The 16217-nt window shown below is 35.0% G+C and carries 16 protein-coding genes; 2 read left to right on the top strand and 14 right to left on the bottom strand.

Annotated features, from left to right (window positions below; all coding sequences use genetic code 11):
- Positions 1-313 precede the first annotated feature (313 nt).
- The gene (locus tag PPM_RS27285) at positions 314-1174 is read left to right on the top strand and encodes a hypothetical protein (protein WP_014600216.1); all 861 of its coding nucleotides are present in this window, start codon (positions 314-316) and stop codon (positions 1172-1174) included.
- Positions 1175-1243: 69 nt separating this feature from the next.
- On the opposite strand, the gene PPM_RS27280 is transcribed toward PPM_RS27285, so the two are convergent.
- From PPM_RS27280 to PPM_RS27215, 14 genes are all read right to left on the bottom strand, one after another.
- The gene (locus PPM_RS27280; protein ID WP_014600215.1) at positions 1244-2143 is read right to left on the bottom strand and encodes a hypothetical protein; all 900 of its coding nucleotides are present in this window, start codon (positions 2141-2143) and stop codon (positions 1244-1246) included.
- 146 nt (positions 2144-2289) lie between these two features.
- On the bottom strand, positions 2290-3780 hold the full coding sequence (locus tag PPM_RS27275; protein ID WP_014600214.1) for a DNA cytosine methyltransferase: 1491 nt from the start codon (positions 3778-3780) through the stop codon (positions 2290-2292).
- 335 nt (positions 3781-4115) lie between these two features.
- Positions 4116-4739 carry a hypothetical protein gene (locus tag PPM_RS27270; protein ID WP_014600213.1) on the bottom strand — a complete coding sequence of 208 codons (624 nt, stop codon included), beginning with the start codon at positions 4737-4739 and terminating at the stop codon, positions 4116-4118.
- Between the two features lie 543 nt (positions 4740-5282).
- A complete protein-coding gene (locus PPM_RS27265; protein ID WP_014600212.1) occupies positions 5283-6179 on the bottom strand; it encodes a hypothetical protein in 897 nt (298 codons plus the stop codon).
- 307 nt (positions 6180-6486) lie between these two features.
- On the bottom strand, positions 6487-6924 hold the full coding sequence (locus PPM_RS27260) for a hypothetical protein (RefSeq protein WP_014600211.1): 438 nt from the start codon (positions 6922-6924) through the stop codon (positions 6487-6489).
- A gap of 155 nt (positions 6925-7079) precedes the next feature.
- Complete coding sequence (locus PPM_RS27255) at positions 7080-7409, bottom strand: hypothetical protein (RefSeq protein ID WP_014600210.1); 330 nt, start codon at positions 7407-7409, stop codon at positions 7080-7082.
- A 379-nt stretch (positions 7410-7788) separates the two neighbouring features.
- Positions 7789-7971 carry a hypothetical protein gene (locus PPM_RS27250; protein WP_014600209.1) on the bottom strand — a complete coding sequence of 61 codons (183 nt, stop codon included), beginning with the start codon at positions 7969-7971 and terminating at the stop codon, positions 7789-7791.
- Positions 7972-8393: 422 nt separating this feature from the next.
- Positions 8394-9050 carry a hypothetical protein gene (locus PPM_RS27245; RefSeq protein WP_014600207.1) on the bottom strand — a complete coding sequence of 219 codons (657 nt, stop codon included), beginning with the start codon at positions 9048-9050 and terminating at the stop codon, positions 8394-8396.
- A 63-nt stretch (positions 9051-9113) separates the two neighbouring features.
- On the bottom strand, positions 9114-9734 hold the full coding sequence (locus tag PPM_RS27240; RefSeq protein ID WP_014600206.1) for a hypothetical protein: 621 nt from the start codon (positions 9732-9734) through the stop codon (positions 9114-9116).
- A 14-nt stretch (positions 9735-9748) separates the two neighbouring features.
- A complete protein-coding gene (locus tag PPM_RS27235; protein WP_014600205.1) occupies positions 9749-10330 on the bottom strand; it encodes a 4Fe-4S single cluster domain-containing protein in 582 nt (193 codons plus the stop codon).
- Between the two features lie 6 nt (positions 10331-10336).
- On the bottom strand, positions 10337-10546 hold the full coding sequence (locus PPM_RS27230) for a DUF2997 domain-containing protein (protein WP_014600204.1): 210 nt from the start codon (positions 10544-10546) through the stop codon (positions 10337-10339).
- Positions 10547-10551: 5 nt separating this feature from the next.
- Complete coding sequence (locus PPM_RS27225) at positions 10552-10926, bottom strand: DUF1257 domain-containing protein (RefSeq protein ID WP_014600203.1); 375 nt, start codon at positions 10924-10926, stop codon at positions 10552-10554.
- Positions 10927-10969: 43 nt separating this feature from the next.
- Positions 10970-12616, bottom strand: coding sequence for an AAA family ATPase (locus tag PPM_RS27220; protein WP_014600202.1), 1647 nt, complete (start codon positions 12614-12616; stop codon positions 10970-10972).
- Between the two features lie 227 nt (positions 12617-12843).
- On the bottom strand, positions 12844-13524 hold the full coding sequence (locus tag PPM_RS27215) for a DsbA family protein (protein WP_014600201.1): 681 nt from the start codon (positions 13522-13524) through the stop codon (positions 12844-12846).
- A gap of 963 nt (positions 13525-14487) precedes the next feature.
- Between PPM_RS27215 and PPM_RS27205 the strand changes: the two genes are divergently transcribed.
- Positions 14488-15936, top strand: a complete 1449-nt coding sequence (locus PPM_RS27205; protein WP_346836072.1) for a hypothetical protein — start codon at positions 14488-14490, stop codon at positions 15934-15936.
- Positions 15937-16217: the final 281 nt, after the last annotated feature.

Below are 16217 nucleotides of genomic sequence, written 5' to 3'. Positions count from 1 at the left end.
GGTTACTTCAAGGTGCTCCCCTGATCGTTTCAATAATTTTATTTTAATTATGCTTATCTTGGTTGAAAAAGTCAATCAGACATACCAAAATTAATTCTTAACTATACACTTATAATTCGATATAATAAATCTATACATTTTTTTGCTTTGAGCTTTGTCATGCGACGTGAGCTTAATGGATCTTCAACATACACCGTCTTTGGTGTTCTATTGCCTTTTTTGGCATTCCCACTTCCGTGGATAGAACCTGAGGACGGTTTTTTGTCGTTTCATTAGTAGCAAGAAAGATGAAAAGATAAAAAGGAGTGTCATTATGAAAATTGAAAAACCATTGGAGATTGAAAAAACAAAGACATTAATACAAGTACTATCAACTGCTTTTAAAAGAGGTTACTTTCAGTCTCACAAGCATATATTTAAGTACGCTGATTTGATTTTAGAAAGTGCAAGGCGAGATTCTTATCATAATAGAGAGCTATACCTTCCTCGATTGTTAAAATTCTTAGAACAGGCCCTTATATGTGGAATATTTTCATTCAGCCAATATGATTCGGAAATGGAGGCAAATGAAAAACAAGTGGCTTCTACACTCATTTCTGAGTTACTAGAGAGTAAACATTTGAAAGGGATAATTATCTTGAACGATGAAATAACCTTTTATGATCAGTTCGGAATAATTAATTTTTGGGACATAGAAGACGTAAAATATAATCCGGATGTATGCTTTTATATAGCAAGTTCAATCCAAATGTATTGGTCTGAAGGACCTACGGCTTTGAGGGAAATGATTGGAAGAAAACATGTAAATAATCCTCAAAAAAAAGAAAAGCTTGAAATAAAAACACCTCTTCAAGAACTTATCTTCCCTTGTGAATCAGATGGTACAAAATTTAATGTTCGCATTGTAAAAATAGGCAAACATAATACTAAACAGCTTTCTTTAGAGACAGACATAATTGAGTTCTATGATGCCCGTTATGATTTCACCAAGTACGGCCAACTCGTAGCAAGCTATTCTATTAAAACATTTCGTGGATATAGCCTAAAGTTTAGGATGAACAGGTTTGAAGGGTTCACCCTAAATAAAGCTGTTAAAGCGTGGACAATTTCAAGTGACACAATGTTTTTAATCCATGAGTGGCTAGACCAACTTGGATATCCGGCAAATGATTAATAGCTTTTAAACAAAAGCCCTATTTAACTCGTTATGAGAGTAAATAGGGCTTTTTTCATACGCAAATTATCATCTTTTATAAAGCCGTTTGGTATTATATATGATCTTCACAAAAGACCCAATTACTATACCAAAGACAACAAACCAATTAATACCTATTAGCCAAATGATCTTCATTGTTGAAGCTCCTAACCCATTATATAGTAAATATTCTAAATATCTTAAAAGGCTTTTCATAGGATTAGAAAAAAAGAATGAATTGGTGATTGTAACCATACCATCCATAACAATACCAATAAGTCCCCCTGTATAGATCGTTTTCCACCCTTTGTACCCTATCGTCCCTATGACGATTGTGAGGAAAATACAATGAAATATATCGATCAAAAAGGTTGTTTCAGAATGATTGTATACAAAAGCAATATTGCTCGAAATATCAATAATTAAGCAAAATAACAACGTCTGATGGTATGCTAGATGATCTTTTGAGGATGGTAATTCTATAAATATTTTCTTAAAATACTTTACTTTTAAGCTTGTTCTACTTGCAAATGACGATACTTCAAATGATTGTCTAGACGTTGTAAAACGATTTATGATATTTTTTCCTATCTGAAGAAAGATTCCTACAAAAAAACTTAATATTATTGAAGACATTATGATACAAACATAAGGCATACCAGCTCTAAGAAAAGGTTGTTCAAGAATAGATATGATCATGCAAATTAGGTAAGCTGGTACACAACACCAATGTAGTGTATTCCAACCTATGAATCCAGCCAGGGTAATTAGAATGCCCCAAAATCCAAAAATAATCAGTGAGCTCCATATGTAACTGAAATCAATGTGGGCAGTGTACCCGTCGTGCAAAACCATCGCCATGAAATATAAGATAATAACAATCAAAAGAATGAAAATTCGGTTCATGTTAGTGAACTTAATACTTGAAAAAAAGTTTCGTATATTCATTATCTCCTTCTCCTTTCATAAAGATCATAACAAGAGGGAGATAGTTCGAGAAGGAGAATCAAATTCAAAAAGGAGCGAGTAATTATATAACTGCTCGCTCCTTTTTGATATCCAATCTTAAGAAAAAGATAATAAAGATAAATCGATTATGAGTGCAGCAAAGGTGTCAGTTGCTTCCTAATGGTTCTGGCTAAAAATAGTGATACTTTAAAATCAACACAATTTTTTAGCATTTCAAATATGCTTGTCAGTGGTCCGCTAAATATAAAATCGTCTGGTAGACTAAATAATCTAGCAGTTTCTCGTACTGTTAAATATCGATTCAAAAGAGGATGAATGAATACTTCATCCTGAACATGAGTTATCGTTGGCGCATAGCCATTTAAATCAAGACGTTGACAGAAATTTGAAAATTTTTTCTTTTTAGAACGCAGCTCAATGGGAACTGAGTTAATGTTTCCTCCTTGTGGAACATGTTTCATACGCTCAAGCGTTTTAGTTGTAGGTGTAAAGTACATGTCTTGTTGTGGTTTACCTTCAATATTCTTAAATGCATCACCTACTGTAGTTAGTTGTGCAAGGTGAGGTATATCTAAATTAGGGTCTGCCCCCTGTAGGCCCAGAATAAAGGCTCTTTTGCGTTTCTGAGGAGACCCTAGTGAAGTAGCATCAATCACACGAGTGATTATATTGAACTTGTTTAATCGCTCTTTAAATCTTTTTATCATAATCCCACCTTTTACAGTAAGAAATCGCTCTACATTTTCGATTAAAAAACCCTTACACTTGCTCCAGTTAATTATATTAAGAGTCTGTTCGACTAATGGATGTTGCATAGACTCCTCATCTCTAAAATTTTTGATTACATTCAAATTACTAAAATCAACACAAGGTATACCAGCTGCTAAGAAGTCAACTTCAGGGATATCCTCCTTAGTGAATTCCATAACATCACGCATAATGATATGATCACCAATATTGTTGCGATATGTCTGTATGTGGTTATCCCTTAATGCTCTGCTTACAAATCGATCATTCGCAAAAATTATATTATAATTTTCCTCTATGAATGCTTTATCAATGGAGCCACAACCGCTGAACAGACTCATCATTCTAATTGCTTTTTCTTTAATCTTTAAGCTAGCTTGCCCACTCATAGAATCTTGAATGTCATTCTTCTCAGCATGAAGTAGATCGAGTAAATCTATCTGCTGGTAGTTAACGACTTTTCCGAATTCCTCGAGATTAACAAGGTACTGTTTTTTTTGCATTATGAGTTTTAGACTCTTTGCTGCCTCGAAATCAATAACATTAGTAGCTTCTAAAGTGGATTCTAATACTGTAAATACAATTTTCCCTTGCTGAATTTCTACCTCGATTTTTTGTTGTTTGGAGAAAAAATCTTTAACCTCTTCCGCTTTTATATCTATGACAGGAACACTCATTCCCGATTTTTGAGTGGTTTTAGCAACATGCTTTCTTGCGTTTTGGGTAGGAACAACTGTGATTTTTTTATTAGTTTTATCAATTTCGTACTTGATAGCCTGACCTATATTAAATCCGAATGTGGCCAAGTATTTAGCTTCAATATATAAACGATTCTTAATTTTATACAGCCTTTTTATGCTTTCTTTCATAATGTGAATCCTCCTCTAACTTTAATGGGTTATGTGTAAGGCGCAAAGAAATACACCTTAGCGAAAAAGACCCCTCAGTCTTTAGACATTCAGCCTAAAGGCAATTAAGTCACTTTCGTTAAAGTGTATTAGTACTCCATCTTATGAATTTGCTGAGATTATTTATTTTTTATTTAGCAAAAAAGGATTTCCAACAAGCGAGTGTTTAACTCGCTTATTGTCATGGATGTAAAAAATGAAATCTCAGTTTAATTAGTTCTGATGTAGGAATGTATTTGTCTAAACCGTGTTTAATAACAAGTCCCGCACCTGAGCTCTTCAAGTTTTCATAAATCTTATTCTTCATATCCTCTCGAGACGCATACAACACCATATTTGGTCACATCATCCTCGATCATTCTAAAATTAAACTTAAAAGAATTTGTTTTCATATTTCGAATACGATATTCATCTGGCTCTATCCAAAAATAATTACAGTTCTTAGGTAGGTCAGCGTCCGAAGCATATAACGCTTCCGTCACGACCTCATAGAGACTTACTTCAGTTGGTTTCTCATCTAAGTAGATTGTTTGAGTTCGACTATCGTTAACTTCGATTTTCAATATCCACTTTAGTCTTCTTAAAGACTGGATGTTGAACATATGGTAAGCATCGATCGCTTCCAAAGCAAGCGCTCTTACTTCATCCATATCCATCGTTTTAGAAATAGCTATCTGTATAAGCAAGGCAGCTAACACTTCTACATCATTAGCATGCGACTTACTACGAATCGTTTCTTGAATTGCTTCTTCATGTAATAGATACAAATTTCTTATTAGTTCCTCGCGGTTTTGTCGTTCTGGCGGAATTAAAAACATAGACGGACCTGTTATAGGCTCTATACCGTACAAATTTTTGATCCACGCATAGATATCTGGATCGAGATTATTTTTATTAGTACGCACAGCATTATTTTGCATTTAAACTCTCCTCAAAATGATTTAGTAGACAAATGGGTTGTGAAAGCACAAAAAAGTGCAGCTAATAAAACACAACAAGCCTTACAGACGTAATGTAGCGATATATTAGCTACACATAATTGAAAATGTGTAAACGTGGGTTTTCCTCATAAATTGGCTACTTCGAGTTAATTGCATTATCTTCTTTATAATTAAGTTAAGTTAAGTTAAATGAACTAACTTATCTATCTGCAGGTATACCTATTTCAATATCAGGATGGATAAATGTAAGTTTCATAAGTAAGATCTCAAAAGAGCACTAAGCCTTCTGTCTTTTATGTTAACTCCGGCACTCAGGCACGGAGTGCCTATAATTTTCAAATGAAATCATTTGTGACTTTAGCTTGAAAAGAGTACTATAGGAAAAATAAAAGGTCCTTTTACCTTCCCATGTGAGATGAAAAGGACCCATTTATTCTTTATCTGTTCATTCGCTTTAATGCTTTTCCTTTTGTGCGGATCTTCTCTCGCACGATCCTCTATTCGGGTTTTTATTCGTATGAATTAATTTAAACTAACCAACGACCCTTGACCAAATTTTAGCAACGCTAAAATACCAACATATTCTCCTTCAGAGATTTCTGAGTAATCACTTTCTAGAGAATCAAGGTTTAAATTAATAGTTTCGCCATTCATTTCATCAACTATTGCGTATCCTTTTTTATCCTTTTGAAACGGTGGAGCTACATAAATATACTGATACTGATCTGAGCTAGGATTATTATTCATAAAGTACTTGTAGTCTCTTCCTTTCAGATAACTGTTTATAATATTAGCAGCATGTTGTTTGTAAGATCTTTTACCTGAGTGTTTCATTAAGTAATCATAAATCCTCTTTGGTACTTCCAATGATTCATGCCTCCAAACTTCTACACACTCTTGTTTATCGTCCCATAGATCAATAATTACGTTTTCTCGTATGTCATTCGAACGATGACGAAATACACGCTGATAATACCCATTTGATGGATGAACGATAATAAAATAGCGTTCTTTAGGTGTAGTCGTTAGTGTTATATTGACTGCAGTCTCATCAGGAGTAAAATTAACCGTCTCTATATGTAAACGGCTTGTTCCAAATAAATTTGCAATGATATCAACTGCAAATTCAATCGCAAAATCAATATTTTCGTAATAGTCTCTTACCATTTCAAAAAGAGAACGTATTTTCCCATCTTTCTCAACAGCACGATGAGGTGCATTCAAAAATAGTGCTAGCTCATTATTAGAGCATTTTTCCGCATACAATTCTGCTTCAATCCCTATAGTTTCACGTAGCAAGCTCTTTATGTTTTTTAAAAGATCAGTTAACGGAAAAATAAAGCAGATTTTAGATGGAGAAGCTTTAACTCCAGTAGCTAAATGATGGTTCCAATCTAATTTCAATGTGCTTTTATTCATTAAGATTCCTCCTAGGGCTTTTGTTATAATTGCACGCTAAAAAGCACTTCTAAACTAGATTCAACCTTACACGGGAACTTCAACGTGAGCTGGTTAAACAAACTAGAAAGAAGTGCTTTATTCTTAAATAGACACTAAGTCATGCCACGACCAATAAGAATAGAATACCTTTAAGGTTAACATTAATAATGTAATCGCTCGATTGTTATAGTAAAAATCACCAGTTTGCATCAATGATCTGATCAGGGTTCCTACGGGCCCTCGAATTTCTAATGCGTAATATCCTCTCTTTTGAAGAACCAGGGTTTTATGATGTTGCTTCTTTCACTTTTTGATACAAGTGCTCTTCTTCAGTAACTGGGACAAGATACTCGTATTCACCAATAACAGGTAACTGCCCAGGGAAATACGCTGAGGCAGCGTTAATATCTGATGTATACGTTACTCCTCTGTATACCTCAACACGATATTCGGTGTAACCACCAAGTTCAATTGCAATCACATATTTTTCTTCTTTATTTAGCCTTCTTGTTTTAGCCAGATCTTTCTCTGCAAAAATATAAAAATTTCCTTCTCCAACTATATAGTAGAAGTTCTGCCCATGATCTTTAGAACATATGATATCCAGCAGCAGATTCAAGGCTTCGCCTAATGATTGAGCAAGAACCAAATGTTCTGAATTAGGGATAATATCGTCTTTAGTTACTGGGTGTAAAGATGGAAAAATAAAATTGGTTATCGTCATCTTGATATTCTCCTTTTATCACTGGATACTTGATTAATGAAAGCTGAGATTTATTAAGGGAAATATTAAGGGGAATTATAAGAATGGTATTAGAAGAAAGAACGAATTGAAGTTCAGCTATGAAGAAGTTATATCTATTCCAAAGTCGTAAACCTTCAGGTACAGTTCACACCTGCTTCAATAGATTTCATTGCTTGTTGCAATTTAACCCAGCAGGGTGTAGTTTCAAAATCAAACTTAAGATTATGATTATTTTTATCTACAACTACTTCATCAATTCCAATTAATATCGTGCAGCTTTCATTAAAATATAGAACAGTACTAAGAGTATCCATTTGGTCGGTTTCAAATATTACCTCGTAACGATTGCATTCCTCATAATGTTTTCCTATTTTCGCTTGAACCCAATCAGCCATACCAAAACTAAAACCATGTTGAATCAAAATTTCAAGATTGATGTTTTTACCAACTCTTTTAATTGCCATACGACTCCTACTTTCCTTGATATTATGGGTTGTGAACGAAACGCAAAAAAGCGCTTCTCCCAGAATATAATCGCACAAAGGCATAATTCACCCTAAGGTAGATCATAATCTTGGAGAAACGCTTTTAGTTAAATGGTTCTTTAGGCGCCTGCCAGAACCTTAATAAGTTTCGTATATATTTTTATATTATATCATAATGAGATACCTATAAACAAGATTCGAGAAACAATCATGTTAAGAGAAAAGAATGATGAAACAGAGATATAAATAGTAAAAGCCCCGCTAATCAGGGGCTTCTAAAAGATTTTGTTGAACTAGATATAGCTATTTATTCGAATACATTTCATTATTTCTAAAAATAGCTTTAGTCGTTCTTTAGTTACTTCTCAGTCTTATATACTTCATACTCTTCTGATCCTGGCTCTCCTGCTGAGACTAATCCAGTACCCCAACATATATCACATTTTTCTCCATCATTATAACCATCAATACAACCTGGAGACTGACAAGTTACAAGACCGTGTGTCCGTTTGGCTGCGTGTAGAAGTGTTTCTTCATTCATTTTTTCTACCTCCACTCTCTTAACATATTACACACAGATACATGTGTGGTGAGATATAGGAACATGATAACCTGTTACATTAATTCTCTTAAAAATGGAGCTTTCACCACATTAGGTACTTTTAAACGCTGTAATTCCTCCCATATCTGAATTATAAAGTTCTTTAAAAATTCCTTAAATGTATATCCTTTTTGAAACGCAAAAACGCTTCTCGCAGAGAACGAAAGTAAACAAAGGCTTGTGGCCATAGTTTATTCCTTCACTTCGAGAAGCGCTTTTCTAATTTGGTTCATTGGCGCATGCCAGAACCCCAACATTTCAAACTTATTTTATTATTATACCAGTTAGGAAATATATTCTCAATTAGCATGAACAGCCTTATCATTAACCTTAGAGGTGTAAAGCAGTTCATATCCCTGTTTTTATAATCGAATTACTCGTTTAAAAGCTGACGATTCTCTCTCCGAATCATTATCTGGTATTGCTGCCGGTTCAAGATCACGAATGGTTCTAAAAAAGTTCTTCTCATTAATTATCTCATTCTTATTTAAATTGATATCTGGTTGTTCGGTACAGGTTTCATTGATACTTAGATATCCGTTTGAGTGGGACTGAATTAGGTTATCTAAGGCGTCAGCAACTGAAGGTTGTCTTTGCTCGTTTTGATCATGGTGTTGAGTTCTAGCGAAAGGAGGCCGCCGTAATACTGGAACTCTAAGTCCTAATCCCCTAGACTCCCTACCCACTAATCTATCATTATAAAACCAGAGCATAAACCTAAAGAAATTCAAAGTGAAACTGGCAAGTATACCAAAGAAAAGAAGTGGTTTTAAGAAATGTAATATGAAATCTATAAGTGATTGCATTGCTTTAAATATATTTTGGTTTGATACTTTACTTTGTTCTGATTCAGTCGAAACTTTTGAAGTACTAAGATGATCATTAACAACTGATATACTGCCATCTTTCTCTAATTGTTGTGGTATTACCACATTGAGTAAAGACGGAATAATTAGCGTGATAAATAAATACAGTATAATTAGTTTGATTGTATGCCAAAAAAAACGTATAAAGTACATATTGGCCTCCTGTGTAACTCATAAAAAACCAATGCTTATTTAAAAGTAAAGTAGAAATAGTGATTAGAAGTGGATAACACGACTAACCAACTCTGTCGTCTTCTCATCTTCCCCATTTTTCTTTTGGTCATTATCACGAATAGTTCGCTTGATAATATCTTCGTTAACGGATTTAGTAGCCTTTGTGTTGTTTAATCTATGAATAGGTTCAACTGGACTTGGTGGTGAGACAGATATCATTTTTTCAAGAGATTCAGCGATAGATGCAGTTTCCGGTTCTTTATCCTCTTCGGATACATTTGAGATATATCTTGATGACCCAATATTATTCCCACTAAACCTTTCAACTGACCAGAATGTTTTCATAAACCAGATACAAACAGCTACAATACTGAGTAACAAAATTCCAACCCCAAGTACTCTAATGATTTTAAAAAATGGATCGAGTACTGATTTAGGCAATTGAGCTGAATTGGCTTCTGTTTTATTTTCAGACTTAATAATTTGTGTTGAAGATTCTTTTCTTTGATCATTTTTTTTTACTAAAGTAGTTTGCTCATTAGATACAACTGTATAAGCTGGATTTGTTAGTGCCTTCTCCAAAGTAGGATAAATAAATATAATCATTCCAATAAGAGATAAACCAAATGCAAAAAATATTAAGTTTCTCATTTCGTCAAACAAATTGAATCTCTCCTTTATTGCTCAATCTCACTCCTCATTCCCATCAATCGCATTTCTCTAAGTAAATCGGTGGATGGAAAACCTGTCATTGTAAGACTACCTTCTGCATTAATGGTTACTTCTATGTTACGCTCTTCGAACTCTTCAGCAAGGTGTCGTTTGGTCAAAATATGAATTGTTTGATTGCTTGATCCTCGAAGCCCTGTTGTTTCTTTTTTTGCTTCATTAAATCGGCCATCGATCAGAACATCTATAAAATCTAGAATATGGGGACCAAAATTTATTTTTAAAATTTCTTCACGATAGAAACCTGTAAATACCACGATTGATAAACACATTTGTCTTAATGCTTGAACAAGTTGCAACAAAGAGGAAGGTTGAAGGAAAGGCTCTCCACCACTGATAGTCACACCATCAATGTCACTTGGGAGAAGAGAAAGGATTTCGTCTAGACTCATTTCTTTTCCCTGATCATTTGAATGAGTGTTGGTATTAAAGCACCCCGGGCATTTGAGTGTACAACCTTGAAAATGAATCATAGCTCTTTTTCCTGGCCCATTTACATATGTGCTTGGGGTAAAAGAATGAATACGCATAGCTCTCTAACCTCCATTTACTCTATTAATTTGTTGATTTGAAAGTAAATCGACAGCAAGAAATTCAGGTTTTCTAATTTTGTTTAATCCTTTTGCTCCCAATACCCTTTCAAAATCTTTCGTTGCCTGATCGCAATTGGTACCCTGAAAATCAAAGGCTTCAATAGTAAATGTTCCATCTTTGTGGCAAGTAACTTCTATTCTCTGATCTGTCATTATGTTTAGGCCCCCGCTCTAAGTATCAATTTAATATCGCCATTTTCAATTCGTCTCATTTCGATCTGTTTCCCTTGTGCTTTTGCCACTTTTACAGTAGCTGCTGCTGTATAGGCTTGAAGTAAAGTAGAACCCTTTTCCCCAATTACTTTTGCGACGTGACCAGCCCACCAATCCGCTTGGATCGAATATGTTTCCCCTTCTTTTACGAGCCCAACATCAAAAGGACCATTAAGTTTGATAACGTAATCAGCTTTTATCGTTCCATTGTGAATCCGGGCTTTTCCATTCTCAAGTAATGTAAGCTCTAGCATTTTACACGCTTCTTTTAATGATTCCTCATCACGAATGGATGTTACATTAGTTCCTACAAATGACATTTTGAAAACCTCCTTGAAATTTGGATGCGAGTTATTATAAATACTAGTGTGAAATCCTTCTATAATTCTCGGCAAGAGATTTGATTTCTACTACCTTTTTCGAAGCACTAGCGTTACGAGCACGGCCTTTTGCCCACTCTCGGATGTGTTCTATGGATTCTTTCTTTGTAACAGATACCGGGATTGTCTGTTGTAATGCATGTATGATATCTCCGGTAAGAACATCTCTTCTGTCTTCATTGAAAGCTGTCCAAAGTGCATCTTCTATAGCACTTTCAATTTCAGCACCACCATAACCTTCACTGTGTCCTACAAGAGAATTTAAATCAAACATCTCAGGATTTCGGCCGCGCTTGCGAATATGAATTGCAAAAATTTCTGCCCTTTCCTCATCCGTTGGTAGATCGATAAAGAATATTTCATTGAATCTTCCTTTACGAATTAGTGCAGGATCTAATTTGGATATGTCATTTGCTGTACCGAACACAAATACGGGCTTTGTCTTTTCTTGCATCCAGGTTAATAAAGTTGCACCAACACGAGATGTCGTTCCTCCATCCGTACTGTTCCCATTGGACATACCACTTAATTGTTTTTCAATCTCATCAATTTGAAGAATACAAGGAGCAAGTGCTTCAGCTGTTTTAAGTACATTACGTAGTTTTTGCTCAGTTTCTCCCAGAAGACTTGAAAAGATGGCGCCCACATCAAATCGCAGCAGAGGAATCTTCCATGCGGCTGAAGCGGCTTGTGCAGCTGCGGATTTACCAGTGCCAGGTTGTCCTGTACAAATGATCCCTTTGGGTCTTGGTAAACCAAATTCCATAGCTTCTTTTGTAAAAGCTTTTTCATATGTAATGAGCCAATTTTTAAGTTCTTCTAAACCGCCGATTTCATCAAGTGAGGTTTTTGGTGGTATATACTCCAAAAATCCTGAACTGTTGATGAATTGTGTTTTTATTTTTTGTACTGAGGTTACAGCTTCATCAGAAGTAAAAGACTTGTGTCTTACCCAGGTCAAAGCAAAGGCATTTTCCGCTTCACTTTGTGTTAATCCTTGTGCAGCCTGAATTAATCGGTACCGGTCTTCTTCTGATATGTTCATTTCTTTTATTCCATCATCAATAACTGACATTTTTTCTGTTCTAGATAATTTATCAAGATTTAGTTGCATTGAACCAATTACAACCGAAGAAATTATGCCATTCAATACTTTACCGAGATCCCTAGCTTCGGGTAGATCAAATTGAAGATGAGTGATATCCTTTGATAGTTCAAGGGGCAAATTAACTTGTGAACTCACAAAAACAAGATGTCGTTCATTTAGCTTTCCCGTGGGAATTAGATCTTTTATTAATTGAATGATTGTGTATTTTGTATTTGGGTTTTCAAGATACGGATGGAAATTTTTGAAAACAAAAACTGAGAAATCTGGTGTTTTTTCGGAACCGACAAACTGAAGAGCATTCGTTGGATCAGTTGTATCCTCAATGATTTTATTGGTAAATGGATTAAAAAAACCTTTAGTACAACTCCATTCAAAATAATTAAGAGAAGATTTCGAATTGCCCTTCTTTTTCCCTTCTTCAGCAATCCTTCGCAATTCATTACAAACTCGATCCTCTTCCCAGTCTTGAATCCATAAAGCTGGATAACCAGCATTAAGATACTCTTTGATATCTATTTGCATTGGAAAATGCCCCCTTTTACTTTTTGCATTTTTAATATAAACAGTTCTAAATGAGGTTTCAACAAATCCAACTCGTTTGAAAGCTATATCCGTTTTTCTAAAGATGAACTGATGATTTGTGTGAAGAGTTCACCCGTTCCATAATTCTTATGGATTAATAAAAATCAAACAAAAATATGAAAGCACCTCTCTATGTCAAAAGAGAGGTGCAGGACATTGATCGTTTTTTATTTTAACTCTTTTTGTATGGATGCTTTTATATCTTCATACGAAGAACTCCTAAGAATTTTACCATTTACAATGAAGGTTGGTGTACCATTGACTCCATAAAACCCACCTATTTTATAGTCTTCTTTTACAGAGTGAAGATATGTATGATTTTTCACTTCGAGTTCAAATTGTTTTTGATCGATACCCTTTATATTGTCTTTGACAAGCTGAATTAAAAAGGTTGGCGTAGCCCATATTTCTGTTTCTTTCCCTTGATTTTTGTAGAGTAACTCATAAAATTCCCAGAACTTTTCGTTATTTTGGTGGTAGATTGATTCACCAGCAGCTCCAGCTAAATAAGAATCGCGATCAATAAAGGCATAATTCATAAAGAAAAATTCAACTTTGCCAGTATCTATAAACTCACGTTTGAACTTGTTAAAATTTTCACTGGTCCATTTTTTACATGCTGGACATTTAAAATCACCAAATTCAATAACTTTCACTTTTGCATTAGAATTACCTATATGTGGCTGCTCTTTATATTTAAATCCATCCACTACAATCTTTTGTTTATCATCGGTATAGTTGGGTAATTCGTTAAGCACTTTAGATTTCTGGTTCTGTTGATAAATAAAAATACTTGTGATCATAACAAAAAATACAATAGTTAATCCAATCAATACTTTCTTCTTCATTAATTTTCCTCCACACCTAGCGATTGATTGCATCTAACCCAAAGATGCTGGTGACAAGCGTATTATAGGTGAATTAAGTTCGAGAATGACAATTATCACACAATTAGAGTTGTGAGGAATAAAATATACTGCAGAAGCCCGGTGGCACAAGTGTAATATGACAAGCCTTTGCCTGTCGCCAGGAAATCAGACGGGCTCATCGAAGTTAACAATACCCTTTGGGCGGAAACGTCTGTCAAACGCCCTCCCGGTTATTTCGATTTTGGGGAGTCAGAAGCAAATGGTACCGCTACATGCTTCATGGTTTCTAAGGAGTGGTTGGAACATACACCAAAGAGCATAAGAGAAACTAAACGCAAGCAATGGGGAATCAAATGTTAAGTTTATTTCATCATTATTACAAACATTTAAATTTAAATATGCTTCAATACATTTGTAGTCGCAAAAAAGGCTACAAGAAACGCTATAAGAAATTTGTGACTTTTTTTGATATCCTAACCGGGCATGCACATAACAATATACAGTTCATAAATATGGATGGAGTAAAGAATATGACGGATATTCAACGTCACGTCGTACTTTACGAAGATCTTATTGCTTCAATGTAATACATGGGCTGCTTGATTTAATTGATATTTTTGGTTCAGAAATAAAGAATAAAAAATTGAAAGAACTTAAACACCTCAAACGGTCGGTTAAAAGCGCCGACTCTTCCTTTCTTGCCCTATTTACAGAGGTTCATTTAGACTCAGCTCCTACGTATCTTGAAGACTTATACAAAGCCTACCTAAATGACAGGGAAAGAATATTTGCATCAAGCTTCTTTCTTTTCCCTTGCTTTGCTTTCTCTCCCTCTTGCGTCCCCTCATTGTATTGCAATCTACTTTTGAGAAACTTTTAATCATCCATACTATTCTTACCAATCAATTTTGCTTTACTTTATGCTATGATAAGCATATGGAGGTGTTTCTTTTGAACGAACAACGTGTACCTCACTACTTTCTCAATCAAGTCGTTACTGAATTAGGTGAGCAATGTGAGGTTCTTTTTAATGAATTAAATCAAGGGAATATTCGTGACTTTCTCAAAGATATTATTTCTAACGAATTCACTCCTACGAATACAAATGAAATTCGAAGAATCACTTATAAATATACGCAGGCAACAAAAAAAAGATGGTATGAATCACTTTCTCAAACCGTTAACTCACACAAAAAGTCTGCGAAAAACACGGAATTAATAAAGGAACTTGAACTGTTAGAAAAACTTGTTGAAATGTATGGTCCTGCAGAACTTAAAAAATTACATGATGTAGACACCGTTAGTGCTTTGCTACAAAAACGATTGGATGAGGTGCACGCATGGTCTGTGGATAAGGATTCGCGCCTTTTTGAATATAGGTACATACGCGACAAAACGCCTGTCCAAATTAAAAAAGCGATTCGGTCAGATGCGATTATCATCGTCGCCGACATCTTAATCAAAAATTTCGACGGCAACCTCAATAAAATAATTGTGGATCAGCCATTAAAGTATGCTGACCACCCCGTTAGCAATGCCAGTCTTACAAAAATGAACTTAACCAATAAAAGTGTATTGATTGATAACAAGGTTCATTACATCAACGAATATCGTCCCGATGAAAACTACTCTCTTTTAACCTTGGTGAGTCAGGATATTGTTAGTGAAGAAAAAATCTTGAGAGCGATCGACAACACCGATTTAAACATATTTCGTTCAGTGATCTCCATGCGTGACCGAAAGCTGTTTTTCGAAGAGCGCAAAGTGTATGTGACCATTGGTGATTTAGTACGTAATACTTACGGATCAGATAACAAGCAGAGCTACGATGCCGTTAAAGAACGTTTAATGAAGATGGCTAATGTAACTTTTAATGTAGTGGATTCGAATCGAACGTTGGTATTCGGCATTTTTGATCGTTTAGATATTCAACCTCACGGTAACGGTGAGATTGCCGAGATTACGATCAACGAGGAGATACACCAAAACTATGTAAGAGGACAAGTGATCCGTGCTTATAGTGATAGGCTGGGGGCATTTGAAAACAAAGCTTCTCAAAGCTTAATCTTCCCGCTGCAAAAAGAACGCTTTTTATGCTATTTCAGGCAAACTGGCTACTCGTCGGATTTTGATTACACCTACTTTATTCATAAAGTTCAATTTCGCAGCAAACGTAAAGATGTTAACTTATCCATCATCGAAGAATGCCTACAAGATTTCATCAATCATAAAGTAACCGTTGAATCTTATGTACGAAAAAAAAATACTTTTCACATTACTTTTCTTCCTGTCGAACCTTATGAGGTCGCTGACTTGCTTGGAAATCAGGAACTTGCTCATTTTATTGAAGATCTCACACCGGAACAACTTAGTCTTCCACTTGAACCTTAAAACCACTTGAATAGTGGTTTTTTATTTTGTTCCATTAGCGGTGAACGTCCGCTCCTAATGAGTTTTCGAATACGCCTTCACGAAAACGCTATTTGCCGTTCATGTCGCTACTGCATCCTCATATTACAATCAATTATGCAAGAAAAACGAATCTTTAGCTCGATTTTTTTCGCCCATTTTTCCGCTATTTAAATTAGAGTATCTCCATTTAGTCCATTTTCTTTGGATGATTATCCTATACCCAAAACAATCGTAAAAAATTTCGCCCATTTTTCCGCTAT

This window comes from Paenibacillus polymyxa M1 (genome assembly GCF_000237325.1).
In the GTDB taxonomy this organism is placed as follows: Bacteria; Bacillota; Bacilli; order Paenibacillales; family Paenibacillaceae; genus Paenibacillus; species Paenibacillus polymyxa_C.
The sequence above is the reverse complement of the archived record's forward strand: the minus strand, read 5'-3'. Positions and strand labels throughout refer to the sequence as shown.

Bases quoted from the DNA above. Each gene is read 5' to 3' on its own strand.
- PPM_RS27280 (WP_014600215.1), bottom strand. From the start codon at position 2,143: ATGAATATACGAAACTTTTTTTCAAGTATTAAGTTCACTAACATGAAC.
- PPM_RS27285 (WP_014600216.1), top strand. From the start codon at position 314: ATGAAAATTGAAAAACCATTGGAGATTGAAAAAACAAAGACATTAATA.
- PPM_RS27220 (WP_014600202.1), bottom strand. From the start codon at position 12,616: ATGCAAATAGATATCAAAGAGTATCTTAATGCTGGTTATCCAGCTTTA.
- PPM_RS27235 (WP_014600205.1), bottom strand. From the start codon at position 10,330: ATGCGTATTCATTCTTTTACCCCAAGCACATATGTAAATGGGCCAGGA.
- PPM_RS27215 (WP_014600201.1), bottom strand. From the start codon at position 13,524: ATGAAGAAGAAAGTATTGATTGGATTAACTATTGTATTTTTTGTTATG.
- PPM_RS27255 (WP_014600210.1), bottom strand. From the start codon at position 7,409: ATGGCAATTAAAAGAGTTGGTAAAAACATCAATCTTGAAATTTTGATT.
- PPM_RS27260 (WP_014600211.1), bottom strand. From the start codon at position 6,924: ATGACGATAACCAATTTTATTTTTCCATCTTTACACCCAGTAACTAAA.
- PPM_RS27265 (WP_014600212.1), bottom strand. From the start codon at position 6,179: ATGAATAAAAGCACATTGAAATTAGATTGGAACCATCATTTAGCTACT.
- PPM_RS27225 (WP_014600203.1), bottom strand. From the start codon at position 10,926: ATGTCATTTGTAGGAACTAATGTAACATCCATTCGTGATGAGGAATCA.
- PPM_RS27270 (WP_014600213.1), bottom strand. From the start codon at position 4,739: ATGCAAAATAATGCTGTGCGTACTAATAAAAATAATCTCGATCCAGAT.
- PPM_RS27275 (WP_014600214.1), bottom strand. From the start codon at position 3,780: ATGAAAGAAAGCATAAAAAGGCTGTATAAAATTAAGAATCGTTTATAT.
- PPM_RS27230 (WP_014600204.1), bottom strand. From the start codon at position 10,546: ATGACAGATCAGAGAATAGAAGTTACTTGCCACAAAGATGGAACATTT.
- PPM_RS27250 (WP_014600209.1), bottom strand. From the start codon at position 7,971: ATGAATGAAGAAACACTTCTACACGCAGCCAAACGGACACACGGTCTT.
- PPM_RS27245 (WP_014600207.1), bottom strand. From the start codon at position 9,050: ATGTACTTTATACGTTTTTTTTGGCATACAATCAAACTAATTATACTG.